Genomic DNA, 20,110 nt, shown 5'->3' on the forward strand with positions numbered 1-20,110 from the left:
GGGGGCTAATCAATCCACCCAAACTTGGTATAAGGCACAAGTACTTCCGGCACTTTAATCCCCTTCTCAGTTTGGTTGTTCTCTAACAAAGTGGCAACAATCCGCGGCAGGGCCAGTGCGCTTCCGTTTAAGGTATGCGCTAATTGTGTTTTACCATCGGCATTGCGGAAACGAAGTTTAAGCCTGTTGCTTTGAAAAGTTTCAAAGTTTGATACTGATGAAACTTCCAGCCAGCGTTGTTGAGCCGCGCTCCAGGTTTCCATATCATAAGTTAAGGCAGAACCAAAGCCCATATCACCACCGCAAAGGCGCAATACGCGATAAGGTAAACCTAATTTTTGCAGCAAGCCCTGCACATGGCTGCTCATCAGCTCTAATATTTCGTATGATTTATCGGGGTGAGCAATGGTTACAATCTCTACTTTATCAAACTGGTGCAGGCGGTTCAGTCCGCGAACGTGCGCACCATATGAACCTGCCTCACGACGGAAACATGGCGTATGCCCGCAGTTACGCACCGGTAACTGATCTTCTTTCAATATCACTTCACGGTACAGGTTAGTAATAGGCACCTCGGCGGTAGGGATCAGGTACAGGTTATCGATACCAACATGGTACATCTGTCCTTCTTTATCCGGCAATTGTGATGTGCCAAAGCCTGATGCTTCATTCACCATCAGTGGTACACTTACCTCACTATAGCCTGCTTTTTCGGCCTCGTCAATAAAGTAATTGATCAATGCGCGTTGCAGTTTAGCGCCTTTGTTTTTATATACAGGGAAACCAGCGCCGGTTATTTTAACGCCGAGTTCAAAATCAATCAGGTTGTATTTTGCAGCGAGCTCCCAGTGTGGTAAAGCATCGGCAGGTAATTCGGGCTTGGTACCGTTTTCCAATACCACCTCATTGTCTTCAGGAGTTAAGCCTTTGGGTACAGAACTATGTGGCAGGTTGGGCAGCAATACCAGTTTCTGGTAAAGTTCCTCTTCGGTAATGGTAAGCAGGTCGCCTAGCTTTTTGATCTCTTCTTTCCAGGCACCGGTTTTGCCCTTAAGGCCTTCCGCTTCTTCTTTTTTACCGGCACGCATCAGCTCGCCTATTTGTTTTGCAGCTGCATTGGCCTCGGCCGAAACATTATCCATACTGGTTTGAGTGGAGCGGCGTTTGTCGTCCAGTTCAATTATTTCATCAACCAGTTGGGGCTGTTTAAAATTTTTTACAGCCAAACGTTCCAAAACCTGTTCCCGGTTATCACGGATATAACTAACTTGCAGCATTATTTTATTTTTTAGGCAAAGATATAAATAAGTCGATAGTCCATAGTCGATAGTCCATAGTAATTTACGTTAGAGGTGTAAGCCCGGAACGATGAAGAGCAATGGACCATCGACTATCGACTATCGACTCAAACAACATGAACAATCCCATAGGCAAACTATATTTAGTCCCCACCCCGATAGGTAATTTGGAGGATATGACCTTCAGGGCTATCCGCGTGTTGAAAGAGGTTGATCTGATACTGGCAGAGGATACCCGTACCTCTGCCCCGATGTTGAAACACTTTGAGATCCATCAAAAAGTGTTTGCGCATCATCAGCATAACGAGCATCAATCGAGCAACGAGATCATTAAGTTTTTGCTGCAGGGGAAAAATATCGCGCTCATTTCGGATGCAGGCACACCGGCTATTTCCGATCCGGGCTTTTTCCTGGTACGCGAAGCTTTAAAATTTAATATCGCTGTGGAATGTCTGCCAGGCGCTACCGCATTTGTGCCGGCCCTGGTAAATTCGGGCTTTCCTACCGACAAGTTTTGTTTCGAGGGATTTTTGCCATTAAAAAAAGGCCGTCAAACCCGGTACAAGTTTCTGGCCGAAGAGGAGCGGACCATCATACTATATGAGTCGCCCCACCGTTTGTTAAAAACACTGGATGAAATGGCCACCTATTTTGGGACCGACAGGCAGATCTCAGTATCCCGCGAGCTTACCAAAATGTTTGAAGAAACCGTACGTGGCACTGTAGTTGAAGTAAAACAATACTTTGAAACGCACCCCATGAAAGGCGAGTTTGTGATGTGCGTGGCCGGCGCAGCGGCTAAACCGGCAAAAGGGAAATATGAAAGGGATGAGGAAGAAGATTAAAACTTCAACTCTCCCGCATGTCATTGCGAGGCACGAAGCAATCGCATGCTATACAGAATTGCTTTGCTTCCGTGCGATTGCCACGCTACGCTCGCAATGACATTTTACAATTTTAAATATAAGCGACAACAGCATAATTCTTGTCACTCTACATGAAAAAAAACCTACCATTAGCCATACTATCTGGCTTGCTTTTATGGATAGCCTGGCCACCTACTCCTTATACTACGTTTTTACTTTTCATTGGCTTTGTGCCTATGCTGCTGGCTGTTGAAAATATCATTAAAGATGAAAAGCCCAAAAAAGGCAAACGGGTATTTAATGTAACTTTTATCGGCTTTTTTATCTGGAACTCATTATCTGTTTACTGGGTTTATAATGCACTTAAAATAGTGGGGGAGATTGTGGCAATTCCTATTACCCTTATCCCCTATTCGCTGGGGCCGCTGTTAATGGCAACTGCTTTCTGGCTATACTACAGGTTGAGACTGGTCGTCCCACGCTGGATAGCACTGATAGGTTTAATCTGTTTCTGGATCGGGTATGAATACCTGCACCAAAGCTGGGACCTTTACTTTCCGTGGATGACGCTTGGTAACGGCTTTGCCGTATCGCACCAATGGATTCAATGGTATGAATATACCGGCGTTTACGGCGGAACTTTATGGATCTGGGTTGTAAATATCCTGGCTTTTTTAATTTATACAAGTCTTCGCGAAGCTCAAACCAAACGCCACAGAATGGCATTGATCATGGCGATTGTAATTGTTGTAACAGTGCCTCTTGGCTATTCATTATCGGTTTATCATAACTATGTTGAAGAAGTAAACCCATCAAACATCGTTATTGCCCAGCCCAATATAGATCCGTACGAGAAAGATGGTACCATTCCCCCTGCTTCACAACTTGATATCCTGATCCAGCTTTCAAGACAGGTGGCCCAACCCAATACCGAATTTTTTATATGGCCCGAAACAGCTATCCCCGCGCCTGTTTATATCAACGAGGAACAGATAGGCCAAAATGATTTTATTAGGCAGGCCCAGCTTTTTTTACGGAAATATCCTAATGGCAACCTGGTTACCGGCGCCGAAACATACAGGCTATATAACAACAGGGCAACCCCAACGGCGGTTCCCTCACCATGGGGAGGCGACCAGTTCGCAGACTTTTACAGCACAGCTCTCAATATTGAAAATGGCGACAGGATTCAAACTTACCATAAATCACGGTTAGTACCCGGAGCCGAATCATTGCCTTTTGGCGATGCACTTTCATTCCTGAAACCTGTATTTGAACATTTAGGCGGCGCAACCGGCAACTATGCTCCCGAAAAGGATGCAAAAGTACTTTATTCGCAAAGCGGTATCGGGGTTGATCCGGTTATTTGCTATGAATCCATATGGGGAGGGTACATTGCCCGCTCAGTTAAAAAAGGTGCCCAGTTCATCGCCATTATTACTAACGATGGCTGGTGGGAAAATACCTCGGGCAAGGACCAGCATTTAGATTATGCCAAACTTCGGGCTATCGAAACCCGCCGCTGGGTTTGTCAATCGGCCAATACCGGTATTTCCGGGTTTATCAACCAGCGCGGCGATGTGGTTAAACATACAGAATGGTGGACTAAAACCTCGATCAAGCAAGATATCAACCTTAATAGTGAGCTCACCTTTTATGTTAAACACGGCGATCATATCCCGCAAGCCGGCAGTATATTTGCAGGCATTGGCATATTATTTTTACTGGGGATGAGATTGAGGAAGAAGCAAACCTTAACGGTTTGAAAACTCAACCCCTAAATGGCTAATCAAGTACTGACAGCGTGGTTTTGATGATATCATCAAAAAAAGCCTTATCGGCGGTGGCTTTGGCTGACACCTGCATGCCCCTTACCGCATTCATGATGAACCGGGCCAATGCCAGGGAATCCTGGGAGTTACGAATCTCACCGCTTACCTGTCCTTTTTTTATGGCCTGAAGAATAGCATCTTCAAACTGCTGCTCATTTCGGCATACCACATTCTTAACTTCAACATCATGTGGTGCCAGTTCAATCTCGGCATTTACCATGAAACAACCTTTACGTTGCTCGTCGTTCAGCAAATCGCGCATGGTAAGCTCTAAAAGCTTTTGTATAGCCTCTTTGGCCGATGCCGTATTATTGATAATATCACACATCTGGTTTCCACCTGCCTTTTGATAGCTATCCAAAGCTTTAATATATAAAGCGTGTTTATCACCAAAAGTATCATACAAGCTTGAGCGGCTTATGCCAAGGCCATCAACCAAATCCTGCATAGACGTGCCATTGTAGCCCTTATGCCAAAAAATGCAAACGGCCTTGCTCAATACCTCGGCTTCATCAAAATCTTTACTTCGTGCCATAACAGAAAAGCTTTACCCGTTTTGCAGGCAAAGCTATTCATTTTTAATTAATTGTTTAGTCTTATACCCCGTTTGTGCTTAACGGGCTTTACCGGCATAATTATCTTACCCCACCACTTGCAAGAATAATTTCGCCGGTTAACCAGCGTGAATCATCAGATGCCAGGAATACGGCAACAGGTGCAATATCATCCGGCTGACCGATACGGCCAAGCGGTGTAGTTTTTTCAAGCTCAGCTTGGAAATCGCTGCCTATAAAACCTGCTGTGTGTGTGCCTTCGGTTTCAACCATGCCCGGGTTAATAGCATTTACACGGATCTTCTTAGGGCCAAGCTCTTTTGACAAAACTTGTGTAATAGAATCAACCGCACCTTTAGTACCTGTATAAATAGCACTTTGCGGCGGAGTAATACGGGTTACCGTTGAGCTTATGTTAATTATGCTGCCACCTTTATCGCCAAAGCTATTTACCGCTCCCTGGGTTGCAAGCAATAAGCCCAGTACATTGATATCAAACTGGCGGTGAAATTCTTCTTCGGTTACAACTTCTATCGGTGTAAACTGGTATACACCTGCATTGTTCACCAAAACATCAACACCACCGAACGCCTCTTTGGTTTCGGCAAAAAGACGGTCAACGTCGGCCTTTTTTGCTACGCTGCCTTGCACGGCGATAGCTTTGCCACCTTCGGCGGTAATTTCGGCCACTACTTTATCAGCACCGTTTTTATCTGATGCATAATTTACAACTACCGCAGCACCTGCCGAAGCCAGGCTTTTAGCTATACCTGCGCCAATACCTTTTGAAGCTCCTGTTACTACTGCAACCTTGTTTTCTAATTTTTTCATTTTCTGGAAGATTAATTTAATTTGGATCAATCGTTCCACAAATATAAACTCATTTTGGAACAATCATTCCTGAATTAATTTTTATTAGGCTGGGATGACAAATGGGGTTGGCTAATATGGTGGTGGCGCTAAAGACAGGTAACCTACAAAACTGCGTTCCACGAAGAGTTAGGAATGGTGAAATATTGAATTATTTAAATCCGGGGCTGTAGAAGACGAAATGACAAAATAGGGCCGGGTCTGTCTGAGCTTGTCGAAGACTCGCGCGCAGAGGCCTGCCCACTATGCTTCGACAAGCTCAGACAGACCCGGTTTTAATTTTGTCGCGGGTATAATTCTGCCTACTCCTCCGTTGCCATTTCATTCCTTTTCAGGATAAAGGCCATCAGGTCATTGATGGGGTGTTTGATGATCTTGCCGGTTTTTACGCCGTGCAGGTGGCATAATGAAATAAGCTCTTCGGAGAACGAATAAGCTATGGAGCCCACAAAGTGGCATTTATACTTGTGGTATTCGGGGTACGATTTAATATTGGTTTCAATAAACTCAACCAAACCGTCAACCAACATGGAATGCCCGTATTCGGTAGTTTTTATTTCGCTTACAAACTTACTGAATGATGCCAGGTAGGTGTTGGCATTAGGCTTTTGATACACATTTTTGATCACGATCTCCTTGTTCAGGTGGTAAGCCTTATCAAATTGCTGGCTGATATCATACGGCATATTACCATATAAAAAATCAGTGATCAGCTTTTTGCCAAACCAGGTGCCCGAGCCTTCATCGCCCAAAACAAAACCCAGGCCATGCTGTCCGTCGTAAATGTCTTCACCATCAAAAAAAGAGATGTTACTGCCGGTTCCCAGCACACAACAAATGCCTTTTTCATGACCACAGGTTGCATAAGCGCATCCAAGCAAATCGCTGTCAACACTGATATAGGCTTTATTAAAATGCGTGCTCAGGGCATTTGATACAATTTCGTGCCGGTCGGGGCTGCTGCACCCGGCACCAAAAAAATATATCTCAGAGATCTCTGCGGCAAGCGCAACCATATCCGGGGCCTGTTCAAGGATGATACGGGCTATCTCTTTTTCGGTTAAAAAATACGGGTTTAGCCCGGCGGTAAGGAACGAACGGGTTTCCTGGTCTGAAACGGTCAGCAGCCAATCAGTTTTTGATGATCCGCTATCTGCTACTAAGATCATTGACAAATTTCTTCGAGCGCTTTAACAGTAAGTGGCTTATGAATAAACTGTGTAATATGCTTATTATCTTCCGAGTCCCTGATATCGGTAGGATCAAGCGATGACGATAACATATATATTTTTATTCCTTTTTTAGCGATATCCAAACCGGCAAATTCGTGCAGAAACTCAAAACCCGTCATTATTGGCATCCTGATATCTAAAAAAATAACGTCGGGGTTTACCGATCCGCTTTTTAACGACTCAATGGCTTCCATTGGCGATTGACGCACAATAATATTTTCGGCAAAGTTGCTGCTTTCCAAAACCCGGCGCGTTATAAAGCTATCAATGTAGTTATCATCAATAAGCATACAGGTTTTGAAAGGCGCGGTCATGATTCAAAAATAAGTTTTTAAACTTACTATTAAAATATTTTTTATTTGATGTTAATACTGTTTGTTATCTGTTTTAACATGATCTCGGCCTGTTTGCTTTGATATTGCGCGGCAAAGAATTTTGATTGCGCGTCAAGATAGTTACGCTGTGCTTCCCTTACCTCAAGCGGGGTAATGTTACCTAACTTATATTTATCAAGCGTAATATCCAGGTTTTTTTTGTTAAGGTTTACATTGGCTTCTTCCAGTTTTACCAGGTCAAGGCCGGAAAGGTATGCTACAAACAAGCTGTTGATCTGGCTTTCAATATCCAGTTTGGTTTGCTTGGCGGCAATACCCGCATTATCAATCTGGATCTTCGCATTTTTTTCGCGCCTGTTTTGGTTAAAGCCATTAAAAATATTGATGCTTGCCGTGAGGCCGTAATTAAAGCCATGTACATTTTGCGACAATGTAAACCCTGCCGGTGTTTTGCTGTTGGTAAAAGTATAGCCCGATGTTACCCCCACCTGCGGATACCGTGTAGCGCGCACCTGTTTAAGATTGATTTCGGCCAGGCGCTGGTTTATTTGTGCCGATAGTATTGCCGGGTTTTGAAGCTGCGCGTTGTTAAGCACATCGGCCAGTGCCAGCTTTTCATCAACTATAATGGTATCGGCAACAGAAAAATCGGTTTGCAGATCGCGGATCAGTAACTGATTTAGCTGTATTTTTGCTGTCTTGAATTGCTGGTATTGGATCACCAGGTTACCGGTATCCGTATTCAGGTTTACCTGGGCATTCAACACTTCCAATCGCGAAGCCCTGCCTACAGCAAACTTATCATTGGCAATGCGTAACTGCGTGCGGGAAATATCAATAGCTCCTTTTAATGCCTTGATCTGTTCATTTTGGCTGATCAAATTATAATAAGTATCGATAACACTGGCCACCGTCCTTTGTACGGTATCCTGTAATCGCAGTACACCCAGTTTATCTACTTGCTTTAGCTGATCATAATTTGCAAACATGGCAAAGCCATCAAAAATTGTCCAGTTAAGGTTTACACCATAATTATTATTGGAGTTTTTGGCATTGCGGATATTGTTAACCGTACCATCATTACGGGTTTGCTTGGTTGTTTGGCGACTGTTATTGTCGTTAAAGTCACCGGTAACCACCGGCAAAATCCCTGCATTACCAAGTGTAACATTATTTGATGCTATGGTTGAATTGTTTTGCGACAACTTAATATTGTAGTTGTTTTTCAGCGCTATTTCTACCGCATCTTTTAAAGTAAGTAAGGGCGCATCCTGCTGGGCTAAGGCCATGGTTGATATCACAGCGAAACAACAAACCAGGCAGGCTATTTTCTTGATCATCATATTACGTTACAAGTTTTCGATCAGTTTAGGTTCTTGATGGTGCGGGTGACGGGCAGCTTCGGCTATTTCAGCTTCAGCAGCCAGGTCCTCAGGGTTATGGTCATGGTCTTTACGGGTTTTAGCGGCCAGCAACAGGTACATCATCGGGATAATATAAAGCGTTAACACCAACGAAAACAGCATTCCCCCCATAATCACAATACCTAATGAAACACGGCTTTTTGCACCGGCGCCCAGCGCAAACGCAATAGGCACGGCACCAAGCACCACGGCCAGGCTGGTCATTAATATTGGGCGTAAACGCGCCGTTGCCGCTTCAATAACTGCCTCGTATTTGGCTACGCCCTGTTCCATCCGTTGGTTTGCAAACTCCACGATAAGAATACCGTTTTTAGTTACCAGCCCTACAAGGGTGATGATCCCGATCTCGCTGAAAATATTAAGGGTTTGATTAAACAGCCACAGCGACAAAAACGCGCCCGAAATAGCCAGCGGCACAGTGAGCATCACGATAAGCGGGTCCATAAAGCTTTCAAACTGGGCTGCAAGTACCAAGTAGATGAGCAGCAAGGCAAAGCCAAAAGCAAAAAGAATGTTCGATGAACCTTCGGCATAGTCACGTGAGGGGCCGCTTAGCGCGGTACTAAAAGTATCGTCAAGTAAGCTTTTTGAGATCCTGTCCATCTCCTTGATACCATCGCCTACGGTATAACCCGGAGCAAGCCCGGCCGAAAGAGTTGCCGATTTATAACGGTTAAAATGGTAGATGGCCGGAGGCGTGGCGCCCTCGGAGGTTTTAACTACGTTATCCAGTTGAACCAAAGTTCCTTTTGAGCTGCGCACATAAATTGATTTCAGATCAAGCGGCTGATCGCGGTTAGCGCGGTCAACCTGTGCTATTACCTGGTATTGCTTACCGTTTATCAGGAAGTAGTCGAGCCGGCCGGCGCTATAATATAGTTGCAGCGTTTGGGCAATATCATCAACCGAAACACCTAAGTCACGGGCACGTTCACGGTCGGTAACCACGCGCAACTCGGGTTTGGTAAATTTCAGGTTAACGTCCGTTCCCTGGAAAACCGGGCTTTTGGATACCTCGGCAAAAAACGTTGGCAGCACTTTACGGATCTTTTCAAAATCCTGGTTTTGGATAACATATTGCACAGGCAACGAGGTTTTTGAGCCCGAACCACCGCCGCTGATAGTTTGCTCCTGCACCACAATGGCACGTGCATCGGGCATTTTGCGTAGTTTACCATTCAGCCAGTCGGCAAGTTCCTGCTGGGTGCGCACACGTTTATCAGGAGCAACAAGCCCTACCCTGCCAAAGCCGGTATTTGAAGCACCTCCACCACCAAATGATGGCGAAACAATTTCAAGGTTAACATTGGCCTCCGGAATTGAATCTGCAACCAGGTTAGATACCTTATCCATGTACTTGGTCATGTACTCATAAGTTGCACCTTCCGAGCCGGTAACGCTGTAACGCAGCAAGCTGCGATCATCGAGCGGGGCAAGCTCGGATGGGATAACTTTTACCAGGATCCCGATGATAACCAAAGATGCAGCAAGAATGGCAAATGATACCCATTTACGCTTCATGAACTTAATGAGCGATTCGGTATATGAAGTGGTCATATTAATGAAGAACGGCTCCGTTCTTTCATAAAACCTTGATTTCTTTTGGTTTTTGCGAATCAGCTTTACGTTAAGCATCGGTGTTAATGACAGGGACACGAATGCCGATATCAACACAGCGCCGGCCACCACTACCGCAAACTCGCGGAACAAACGGCCGGTGAAACCCTGTAAAAACACGATAGGCAAAAACACGGCTGCCAGCGTAACTGATGTAGATACTACCGCAAAAAAGATCTCGGCCGAACCTTCAAATGCCGCTTTACGGATCGCCATGCCCGCCTCTACCTTCTTATAGATATTTTCTGTTACCACAATACCGTCATCCACCACCAGGCCCGTTGCCAGTACTATCCCCAAAAGGGTTAAGATATTAATAGAAAACCCGAAGATGTACATAATAAAGAAAGCACCGATCAATGATACCGGGATATCTATCAGCGGGCGGAAAGCTATCAGCCAATCGCGGAAGAAAAGGTAGATGATAATTACCACCAGTACAAAGGCCACGATCAGTGTTTCCTGCACCTCAGATATCGACTGGTTAATGAACCTCGTATTATCCAAAGCCACTTTCACCGAAATATCGGGCGGAAGATCTTTTTTAATCTGTTCTAAACGGGTATAAAAATCCTTGGCTATCTGTACATAATTAGCTCCGGGCTGCGGCACCAGGGCCAAAGCAACCATCGGCACCCCCGACTCTTTAAATATGGTTTCCTCGTTTGCAGAGCCCAACACAGCATAACCAATATCGCTCAGCCTTATCACCCTGTTGCTGTCGGCACGGATAATGAGGTTGTTAAAATCTTTTTCAGTTGCCAGTTTGCCCAAAGCCCTAATGGTAACTTCGGTATTATTACCCTCTATTTTACCTGCAGGCAACTCCACGTTCTCTTTGGCCAAGGCCGCACCAATATCGGTAGCAGTAACGCCAAGTGCCGATAGCTTGGTAGGGTCTATCCATAGGCGCATAGCATACTGGCGCTGTCCCTGTACGTTAATGGTACTTACACCGGGGATGGTTTGCAAGCCTTCTAGCAGCACATTTTCTGCATAATCATCCAGCTGGTTTATGTTACGGGTGTCACTGCTCACGGTAAGGGTAATGATCTGGTCGGCGCTGGCATCGGCCTTGGTTACTACCGGCGGGGCGTTAATATCCTGCGGCAACTGGCGCTGTGCCTGGCCCACTTTATCGCGCACGTCGTTTGCAGCGGTTTCCAGGTCTGCATCAAGGTCAAACTCAACAGTGATATTGCTTTGCCCAACCGAACTGGTTGACGATATGTTACGGATGCCAGGCACACCGTTGATAGATTTTTCAAGCGGCTCTGTGATCTGCGATTCAATTACATCGGCGTTGGCACCGGAGTAACTGGTTGACACCGAAATAATGGGTGGGTCGACCGAGGGAAAATCCCTCACGCCCAAAAACTTATAGCCGATAATACCAAATACAACAATAACCACAGACATTACTGTTGCCAATACCGGCCGCTTAATACTTACTGAGGATAAACTCATATCGGTTTATTTAATAACTTTTAAAATTTTCAAAGGCACTTTTGGCCGCATTTGGATCAGTCCAGATACTACCACACTGTCGCCAGGCTTTAAGCCTTCAATAACCTGGATCTTTGTATCGGTACGCAGATCTGTTTTTACCGGTTTTGACATGGCTTTACCATTGTGGTAGATCCAAACCAGGCTGCTTTTCAAATCTGGAATAACCGCCTCTGTTGGCAGCAAAATGGTTTTAGGAATTTGATCAAGCGTTAAATTGATCTTGGCAAAGCTGCCCGCGGTAAGGATCCCTTTAGGATTGGGTGCCTTAGCGCGCACTGTAATAGTGCGTGAGCTTGCATCAATTGAAGGGTCAATGGCATATACCGTACCCACAAAACTCTCCATCGAGCTTTCTGTTTTGAACCTGATCTTACTGCCGGGGCCAAGTATAGAAAGGTACCTTTCAGGCACAGCAAAGGTTACTTTTGCCGGATCGATATTAACCAGATCGGCAATAGGCGATGATGGCGACAGGTAACTGCCGGGGCTCACATTCCTTAAACCGATAGTGCCCGAAAAGGGCGCCCGAATCTCGGTACGGGCAATCTGCGCCTTAATTACATTTGCCGCAGCTTTTAACGAGTTTAATGAAGTTAATGAAGTATCATATTCCTCCTGGCTTATAGCTTCTTTTTGAAGCAACTGACGGTTGCGGCTTTCCTGTTGTTTTGCCAATGCCACCTGGTACTGGTTTTGCTGCAACGATGCTTCCAGGTCCTGGTTGTACACTTTAACCAGCAACTGGCCCTTTGTTACTTTAGTGCCTTCATTAAAATAGATCCCGGTAATATTCCCTGCTGTTTGGCTTATCAGGCTTACCTTTTCATTGGCATCAATGGTGCCGGTAATATCAATAATGTTGTTTACGGCTGTATCTTTAACTATCATTACTTTAACCCCTACCGCGCCACCGCCTTTTTTCTTATCGCCCTTGCCCGAAGCCATAGCCGCGGCCGATTTCTTTGCCCCTTCGCTAAAAAATTTATTGTAAATTAAATAGGCAACCAGCAGGGCCAGCGCCGTGTAAATAATATATTTCGTTTTCATACTTTGTTTAATCCGTGTGTGATTTAGCTTGTAGGGTTGTTTCGGGTGATACCAATGGTTTTAAATTTTTATGCATGCGGGTAAGTACGCTTTCAAATACCTGCATATCGGCTTCAGATATGCCTTCGGTAATATCCGCGTTGATGGCTTCAAACGTTTCAATGATCTGCGGAACGGCCAGTTTTGCCTTATCGGTAACGCGGAGCAATTGCTGCCGCCTGTCGTTCGGGTTGTTTTCGCGGTAAACAAAGCCTTTTGCTGTAAGCAGGTTAATGATGCTTACCATAGCCGATTTATCCTTGCCCAGCAGATGTGCCAGCGCGTTTTGGGTAAGTTGCCCGTCATGGAAGTAAATGAGCGAAAGTATATAATGATACCGGGTAACATCCAGGTGAACGGTATGCTTTACCAGTACATTAAGGTACAGTTTACCTAAGCGTATCAGCTTGCGCGAAATAGGTTCAATCAGTTCCATTTACTTAAAAATCGATGTAAAACTAATAGCATAATATCAACAATAGTTGCATGTATCAACCATTTTACAACGGTGTTTAGGGCGCTGTAACGCCACATACATAACTGATTATATAATATTTTATAAATTGCGGCCATGAAACTGACCAACCTACGCACGTTATTTTTTCTAACGATTTTTATTATGAGTACTACTATCAGCAAAGCCGCCGCCAACGCTCAGATTACCTACAATGTTTCGTTTCCTGAAGCCCAGGCCCATTATGCTGATATTGAAATGCATATTACCAGCCTTCAGCAAAATACCCTTGAGCTTAAAATGCCGGTATGGACACCCGGTTCATACCTGGTACGCGAGTTCGCAAAAAACATCGAATCATTAACTGCAGAAGCTAACGGCAAACCCATTGCGGCACCTAAAATCAATAAGAATACCTGGCAAATTGTTACAAAAGGAATTTCGTCGGTAACGGTAAAATACAGGGTTTACGCTTTTGAGCTTTCAGTTCGCACCAGTTTTATCGATGCATCACACGGTTTCCTTTCAACCACCGGTATTTTCATCTATCCGGCCAATATGCTGCACTCGCCGGCTGTTATACATATCAAACCCTACAAAAACTGGGATAAAGTTTCAACAAGCCTCGATATGATAAATAATGATCCGTTTACCCGTTTATCACCAAGCTTCGATATCCTGTTCGATTCGCCAATTGAAGTAGGCAACCAGGACGTTTTTGGCTTTGATGCATCAGGCGTTCATTATGAAATTTGCATGTACGGAGGCGGCAATTATGATAAGGAAAAATTAAAAGCCGATATCCACAAAATTGTTGATCAGGAAGCGGCCGTTTTTGGCGAAAACCCCAATAAACACTATGTATTTATTGTACATAACCGCCAACGTAATGGTGGTGGTTTGGAGCACCTGAGCTCGACAGTTTTAGGAGCATCTCGCGACAACTACACCAACGATAAAGGATATCAAAGCTTTTTAGGCCTTGTTGCCCACGAGCATTTTCACTTATGGAACGTGAAACGCCTGCGCCCGATTGTGTTAGGCCCTTTTGATTATGACAATGAAAACTATACTACCAATTTGTGGATAGCCGAAGGTTTTACCGAGTACTATCAGGGTATCATCGTTCGCCGCACGCAGTTGTTCCCGGTTCAGAATTATTTTGATGTTTTGGAGGGCGAGTTCAATGTTCTGGAAAACCTACCCGGAAAAAATGTACAAACCGTTGCCGAATCAAGCTTTGATGCCTGGATCAAAGCTTACCGCCCTAACGAAAACTCTAACAATACTACTATTTCATACTACAACAAAGGGGCAATCATTGGTATGATGCTTGATCTGGAGATCATCAACGACAGCAAAGGCAAATACTCGTTAGATGATGCCATGAAGTACATGTATACCCAGTACTATAAAATCAAAAAGCGCGGTTATACCGATGCTGAGTTTAAAGCAGCCTTTGAAAAATTTGCAGGTAAAAAACTTGATGACTTTTATGCCAGATACATCAATGGCCTAACCCCTATCGATTATAATAAATATTTAGGTTATGCCGGTTATAAGGTAGAGGATGAACTGGCCGATAAAAACGATGCTGCTTTAGGTATCACTACTACAACAACCGCAGCTAAAAAAATTATTGTTACGAGCGTGCAGCGTGGTACTGCCGCTTATATTGATGGCATTAACGTAAACGACGAGATCACTGCTATTGACGGCACGCCGGTTACTGATGCTGCAACCCTGATCAATGGTAAAAATCCCGGCGATAAAATTGAAGTTACTGTAACCCGCGACGGGCAAGCTATGACCTTACCGGTTACCCTGCTGAAAAGCAACCGCGTTAAATACAATATTGTTACTGTTGATAGCCCAACCGAACAGCAAATGGTTGTTAGGAAGAAATGGTTAAGCATATAACATTGCTTTTTTAGGAAAAAGGCCGGCTGAGAAGCTGGCCTTTCTTGTTTAACGCCCGTCTCCAATCGTCATCCCGAACTTGTTTCGGGAACCCACAGGACAAGCCGCCGATTGCCTGGCAAACGTGCTACTTAGCGTGTGGGGTGCTGAAACAAGTTCAGCATGACGGTGAAGGTTAGCATTTTAGAATATCCCCGTCAACAAAAAAATTAAAATATTAAAGCATAAGTTATATTTTTATAGCTTATGCCCTCTGCAACCTCATTAAAAAAAATACGCCCGATACAGCTTGTCGCTGTTATTTTTTTTACTGTATCCGGTGGCCCTTATGGCCTTGAGCCGCTATTAAGTTATGCAGGCGATCATGGGGCATTGATCATCCTGCTCATAACCCCGTTAATGTGGGATGTGCCAGCCATATTTACCGTGCTTGAGCTTAACAGCATGATGCCTATTACCGGCGGCTATTACAAATGGGTAAAATATGCCCTCGGCACCCACTGGGGGTTTGTTGAGGGCTGGTGGACCTGGCTTTATACTTTTGTCGACCTTGCCATTTACCCGGTGCTTTTTGTGCAATACGCCGGTTTCTTTTTCCCCGAATTGCTAAATTTTCAGATTCCGGTTTGTTTGGTGATCATCTGGGCATCCGCCGGGTTAAATATTTTAGGCATTATGCCGGTGGGTAGGGTATCGCTGTTTTTAAGTGCTGCTGTACTTGCGCCTATTATTTTAATGATAGCATTAGGTATTTATCACCACAGCGGGCCAATGCATATTCCCACAACATCATTAAAAGGCCTTAGCTTCCCGTCGTTTGGTATGGCGTTATATACCGTAATGTGGAACTGCCTGGGCTGGGATAATGTAACCACTTATGCCGAAGAAGTTGAAAAACCCGTACGCTCGTATCTTATTTCAATTTTTGCAGCTTTCGCGCTGGTAATGGTGGTATACTTTTTTGCCATTTGGGTTGCCCAGCAATCGGGCATTAACCACGATACATTAACCGAAAATGGGTTTCCTGCATTAGGAGTATTGATTGGCGGGCACTGGCTTGGTATAGTAGTGGCGGCGGGCGGGATGGCCAGTACGCTGGGGATCTATACCGCTGTATTGTTATCGGTATCACGAGTGCCACAGGTAATGTCTGAAGACAATTTACTTCCAAAAGGAGTTAACAAACTGCACTCTCGTTTTAAAACACCTTTTGTTTCCATCATCATTTGCTCCATAGTTGTAAGTTTTATGGTATTGTGGACCTTTGCCGATCTGCTCATCATTGATGTAACCGTTTACGGTGCAGGGCTTTCTTTAGAGTATATCGCCCTCGTAAAACTCCGCGTCAAGGAGCCGATGAAAGAGCGGCCTTTCCGGATCCCGCTTGGTGTTACCGGCTTGTGCCTGGTTTTGCTGCTGCCATTTATTGTTTACAGCGTAGCGCTGAGCGGGGCATTAAGCTCGACACCAAAAGCACTTTCGGCGGCTATATTTGCTTTGGTAGCGTTATCAAGCGCGGAGGTAGCATGGCAGATTATCCGACTAAGCAGACCGGAACTGAAGCAATAATTATACACGAATTGCTACCCCTCCAATAAAATTCGTGGCGATAATGTCTTCAACGTTTCAATGATTGGAATAATTGTCGGGGATTTATGTAAATTCGATCCTTTCCCGAAAACTCATATCATATGAAAATCAAACACCGATACCTGATGCTTATTGGTGGCCTTGCTATTTTTGCAGGCTGCCAGAATAATAAAAGCGTGCCGGCCGAAAAAGCTATTACCGCCGCCGAAATAAAGAAATACATTTCGGCTTTAGCCAATGATTCCATGATGGGCCGCAAGCCTTTCACCGCCGGCGAAGACAAGGCGATTAAATACATTTCGGAGCAGTTTAAACTGGCCGGGCTCGAACCGGGTAACAATGGCAGCTATTTCCAGGATGTGCCCATGGTGGAGATAACCAGTACCCCATCCCCTGTCATGGAAATAACCGGCGGTAAAACGCCGCTTAGCCTGCATGCTACTACAGATTTCGTAACCTTCAGCCGCCGCGAGGTTGATTCGGTAACGCTTAAAAATTCGCCGCTGATTTTTGCAGGGTACGGTGTTGTTGCTCCCGAATATCACTGGAATGATTATGCCGGACTTGATGTTAAAGGCAAAACAGTTGTGGTACTGGTGAACGATCCGGGATTTAAAAACGGCGATCCTACATTCTTCAAAGGCGATACCATGACCTACTACGGCAGGTGGACTTACAAGTATGAAGAAGCCGCGCGCCAGGGTGCTGCAGGGGTACTTATCATCCACCAAAAAGAACCTGCAAGCTATGGCTGGGAAGTGGTATCCAACAGTAATACAGGCGCCAAACTTTACCTGCAGCAAAAAGACAAACATATGAACCGCTGCAAAGTTGAAGGCTGGATCACCGAAGATATGGGTAAAAAGCTTTTAGCTGAAGTGGGCATAACCGGCGATTTCCGCGCCCTGGCCCGTAAAAAAGATTTTAAAGCCATTCCGCTTAAGCAATCAGTTACTTTAACCATCAACAACCAGTTAAAGTATTCCACATCGCACAATGTGATCGGCACACTTAAAGGCAGTTCACAGCCGGGCGAATATGTATTATACACCGCCCATTGGGACCACCTGGGCGTAGGTAAGCCTAACGCCAAAGGCGATAGCATTTACAATGGCGCGGTTGATAATGCCGATGGTGTGGCTGCTATTATCAGTGTGGCCAAAGCATTTAACAAGGCCAAAGAAAAACCCAAACGCTCTATTGTATTTTTAGCTGTTACAGCCGAAGAACAGGGTTTACTGGGTTCGGAATATTATGCCACCCATCCCATTTACCCGGTTAACAAAACAGTTGCCGACCTCAACATGGATGCCCTGGGCGATTACGGCGAAACCAAAGACATAGCTGTAACCGGCAAAGGCCAAAACGATTTGGAAGATTATGTTGACGAAATAGTAAAAGCACAAGGGCTTAGCACTGTTGGCGACAGGCACCCCGGATCTGGCAGCTACTACCGGTCGGACCATTTTAACTTTGCCAAGGTTGGTGTACCGGCCCTTGACATTAACAATGGCAGCATCAGCGCAGTACATGATGGCAGCTACGGCGAAGCCAAACAAAAAGATTATGGCGACAACCGCTATCACCAACAGACCGATAATTACACCGATACTATGGATGCCACAGGCATGGCACAGATAGCTAATATCCTTTATGAAGTTGGTACTAAGCTGGGTAACGAAACAACCTTCCCCGGCTGGAAAAATGGTTCGGAGTTTAAGGCGATAAGGGAAAAGTCGATGAAGTAAAGCCCCTCTAAATCTCCCCTGAAGGGGAGACTTTAAAAAAGACGAAAAAATCCACCTCGTAACAGAAGGTGGATTTTTTTTGATATATAGTGAAACTATGCCCTTAAAGGGATTTAGTTGCTCATTTTAGCTATGTTGAAGCTTTCGTAAGCCATTTGCCTGTTGTAATCGTTGGCAATGGTTTTGTAGTTGATCAGGTCGACAATGGTACCGATGAAACAAAAACCAGCTGTGAAAAAATAAAGGATACCCATACCGATCTGATCAGTCATGAAACGCTGTACACCTGATACACCAAGGAAACCTGCAAGCGTTGCGAACATGATATCCTGCGGATTGCGCCTTTTGCTGGCATAAAATGACATAAAAGTGCGAGCCTGGTTTTCTGTTAATGAGGCAGTGGCCTGTTGCAGAAATGTATATTCTTCGGGAGTGATACCGTCGAAAGACATATATGGATTTTGATAAGCGTTCATTTCAGTAAGTTTTAAAGTTTGCGATTGTTTTATGATATAAAGGTACAGTGGTGCTCATAAAACGCCTAAGGGAGATAGGTTAGCGGAGATAAGTAGTCGGTGAAATGATAGGTTTTAACGGTGAAAAGTAGCGTGGAAATTTTACCGATGATAGGAGTAGCTATAAAATGTCATTGCTGTAAGAAACCACCTGAGAAATCCCCGAAAAAACCGTGATGGCGTATAAAGTATATTTTGGTGATAGTGCGCTAGGCCGCGTTAGTGATAGGAGCGGATACCTGCTTGTGGCTAATGCCTGCGCAGTATGAGGGGATAGCACGGGCCGCAGGCAACGCCCCAGTTTATAATATCGATCAAAAACTTACAATCACATCATTATACAGAACGAAGCAATTGCACGAAAACATGGCCACTCTGTATAGCATGCGATTGCCACGTCGCGCCCTGATCATGCCCCTCCCGCTCCTCGCAATGACATGATTTATAAAATTTAGGTAAGGCTCTTAAACTGATTCCTTTCCAGCAGCCTCGCTTTGGTAAGTACATAAATCCGGTTAAAGATCACGGCTACGGCAGGAATGCCAAGCCAGTGGGCACGGAAAGAATTGCTGATATCGCCGTGAAAAAGATAAATAATACTATGCCCTAAGCCACAGCCGGGGCACCAGCCTATGCCCATCAGCTTAAGAGGGCACAAGGTAAAATGTGATGCTTCCGTTGGCGAGGTTATCGCCAATGAAAGCATCGCGGCTGTCCAGAACAAGAGTTCAAAATATTTTGAAAAATAACGCTTAATCAAGTTTGTTTGCTTTGTTGGTGAATAACAACGATACCGCGAAGGCGAGCAGCACCCCAACTATCAATGCGCCAAAAATCCGTTCAGAAAAATCCTTTATGTTAGCACCGGATGACGATACGTAGCTGATATAAAGTATTGAGCCGAAAACGGCGATGATGCCGCCTACAATTAATATTTTAAAACTTTGAAAAAGAGCTTCCAAAAAGCCCATCTGCCCATTACACTCGTTTTTCCGATAACTCATGATGCCGAAAAAAAGACCGATAGCCGGTATAATAAATGAAAAGTATTCGACTGGGGCCACAACGTCTTTTTGCGGCATAACGCCAAGCCGTGGCATAGCAAAAATCCAGATGATACTTAGTACGCCGATGATACCCCCTGATAACACTGCATTCTTCATAATTATATAATTAAGATTGATTTATAAATCGGTATGCGCGTTTACATACATAAATTTATCATTAAAAAGTAAATAAGCCCTCATATTGTTTGCATTA

17 protein-coding genes are annotated in these 20,110 nt (G+C 44.7%); 5 read left to right on the forward strand and 12 right to left on the reverse strand.

The features are described from left to right. Nucleotides 1–5: 5 nt before the first annotated feature. Nucleotides 6–1,277 carry a serine--tRNA ligase gene (gene serS / locus J3L18_RS24585; protein ID WP_129569502.1) on the reverse strand — a complete coding sequence of 424 codons (1,272 nt, stop codon included), beginning with the start codon at nt 1,275–1,277 and terminating at the stop codon, nt 6–8. Between the two features lie 137 nt (nt 1,278–1,414). Here serS and rsmI point away from each other — a divergent pair, with 137 nt between their 5' ends. Both rsmI and lnt read left to right on the forward strand, forming a co-directional pair. Beyond that, nucleotides 1,415–2,143, forward strand: a complete 729-nt coding sequence (gene rsmI, locus J3L18_RS24590) for a 16S rRNA (cytidine(1402)-2'-O)-methyltransferase (RefSeq protein ID WP_189549218.1) — start codon at nt 1,415–1,417, stop codon at nt 2,141–2,143. Nucleotides 2,144–2,295: 152 nt separating this feature from the next. Next, nucleotides 2,296–3,930 (forward strand): apolipoprotein N-acyltransferase, encoded by a 1,635-nt coding sequence (gene lnt, locus J3L18_RS24595; protein WP_129569504.1) that lies wholly within the window; start codon nt 2,296–2,298, stop codon nt 3,928–3,930. Between the two features lie 19 nt (nt 3,931–3,949). Here lnt and J3L18_RS24600 read toward each other — a convergent pair whose 3' ends face one another. The 8 genes from J3L18_RS24600 to J3L18_RS24635 form a co-directional block, all read right to left on the reverse strand. After that, nucleotides 3,950–4,531 carry a TetR/AcrR family transcriptional regulator gene (locus J3L18_RS24600; RefSeq protein WP_129569505.1) on the reverse strand — a complete coding sequence of 194 codons (582 nt, stop codon included), beginning with the start codon at nt 4,529–4,531 and terminating at the stop codon, nt 3,950–3,952. A 100-nt stretch (nt 4,532–4,631) separates the two neighbouring features. Further along, a complete protein-coding gene (locus J3L18_RS24605; protein ID WP_091173618.1) occupies nt 4,632–5,381 on the reverse strand; it encodes a glucose 1-dehydrogenase in 750 nt (249 codons plus the stop codon). Nucleotides 5,382–5,722: 341 nt separating this feature from the next. Continuing rightward, nucleotides 5,723–6,589, reverse strand: a complete 867-nt coding sequence (locus tag J3L18_RS24610; protein WP_129569506.1) for an N-acetylglucosamine kinase — start codon at nt 6,587–6,589, stop codon at nt 5,723–5,725. Continuing rightward, a complete protein-coding gene (locus tag J3L18_RS24615; RefSeq protein ID WP_091176071.1) occupies nt 6,586–6,966 on the reverse strand; it encodes a response regulator in 381 nt (126 codons plus the stop codon). The genes J3L18_RS24610 and J3L18_RS24615 overlap by 4 nt, the downstream gene beginning before the upstream one ends. 41 nt (nt 6,967–7,007) lie before the next feature. Beyond that, nucleotides 7,008–8,330 (reverse strand): TolC family protein, encoded by a 1,323-nt coding sequence (locus tag J3L18_RS24620; protein ID WP_223266170.1) that lies wholly within the window; start codon nt 8,328–8,330, stop codon nt 7,008–7,010. Between the two features lie 6 nt (nt 8,331–8,336). Further along, complete coding sequence (locus J3L18_RS24625; protein WP_091176074.1) at nt 8,337–11,495, reverse strand: efflux RND transporter permease subunit; 3,159 nt, start codon at nt 11,493–11,495, stop codon at nt 8,337–8,339. Between the two features lie 6 nt (nt 11,496–11,501). Further along, entirely contained in the window at nt 11,502–12,584 is a 1,083-nt protein-coding gene (locus J3L18_RS24630) for an efflux RND transporter periplasmic adaptor subunit (protein ID WP_129569507.1), read from the reverse strand. Nucleotides 12,585–12,591: 7 nt separating this feature from the next. Continuing rightward, nucleotides 12,592–13,059: a MarR family winged helix-turn-helix transcriptional regulator gene (locus J3L18_RS24635; RefSeq protein WP_090533476.1), complete on the reverse strand. Its 468-nt coding sequence runs from the start codon at nt 13,057–13,059 to the stop codon at nt 12,592–12,594. Between the two features lie 183 nt (nt 13,060–13,242). Here J3L18_RS24635 and J3L18_RS24640 point away from each other — a divergent pair, with 183 nt between their 5' ends. The 3 genes from J3L18_RS24640 (at nt 13,243) to J3L18_RS24650 (ending at nt 18,335) form a co-directional block, all read left to right on the forward strand. Continuing rightward, nucleotides 13,243–14,997: a M61 family metallopeptidase gene (locus J3L18_RS24640; RefSeq protein WP_129569508.1), complete on the forward strand. Its 1,755-nt coding sequence runs from the start codon at nt 13,243–13,245 to the stop codon at nt 14,995–14,997. 246 nt (nt 14,998–15,243) lie between these two features. Then, nucleotides 15,244–16,566, forward strand: a complete 1,323-nt coding sequence (locus J3L18_RS24645) for an APC family permease (RefSeq protein WP_129569509.1) — start codon at nt 15,244–15,246, stop codon at nt 16,564–16,566. 122 nt (nt 16,567–16,688) lie between these two features. Beyond that, on the forward strand, nt 16,689–18,335 hold the full coding sequence (locus tag J3L18_RS24650; protein ID WP_129569510.1) for a M28 family metallopeptidase: 1,647 nt from the start codon (nt 16,689–16,691) through the stop codon (nt 18,333–18,335). Nucleotides 18,336–18,448: 113 nt separating this feature from the next. Here J3L18_RS24650 and J3L18_RS24655 read toward each other — a convergent pair whose 3' ends face one another. From J3L18_RS24655 to J3L18_RS24665, 3 genes are all read right to left on the reverse strand, one after another. After that, nucleotides 18,449–18,811: a TM2 domain-containing protein gene (locus tag J3L18_RS24655; protein WP_090533469.1), complete on the reverse strand. Its 363-nt coding sequence runs from the start codon at nt 18,809–18,811 to the stop codon at nt 18,449–18,451. Between the two features lie 490 nt (nt 18,812–19,301). Then, nucleotides 19,302–19,610 carry a DUF2752 domain-containing protein gene (locus tag J3L18_RS24660; protein ID WP_223266171.1) on the reverse strand — a complete coding sequence of 103 codons (309 nt, stop codon included), beginning with the start codon at nt 19,608–19,610 and terminating at the stop codon, nt 19,302–19,304. After that, on the reverse strand, nt 19,603–20,013 hold the full coding sequence (locus tag J3L18_RS24665; protein ID WP_090533467.1) for a DUF4199 domain-containing protein: 411 nt from the start codon (nt 20,011–20,013) through the stop codon (nt 19,603–19,605). The genes J3L18_RS24660 and J3L18_RS24665 overlap by 8 nt, the downstream gene beginning before the upstream one ends. Between the last annotated feature and the right edge of the window lie 97 nt (nt 20,014–20,110).

Origin of the sequence: Mucilaginibacter gossypii, assembly GCF_017569325.2 — a bacterium.
Taxonomy (GTDB): domain Bacteria; phylum Bacteroidota; class Bacteroidia; order Sphingobacteriales; family Sphingobacteriaceae; genus Mucilaginibacter; species Mucilaginibacter gossypii.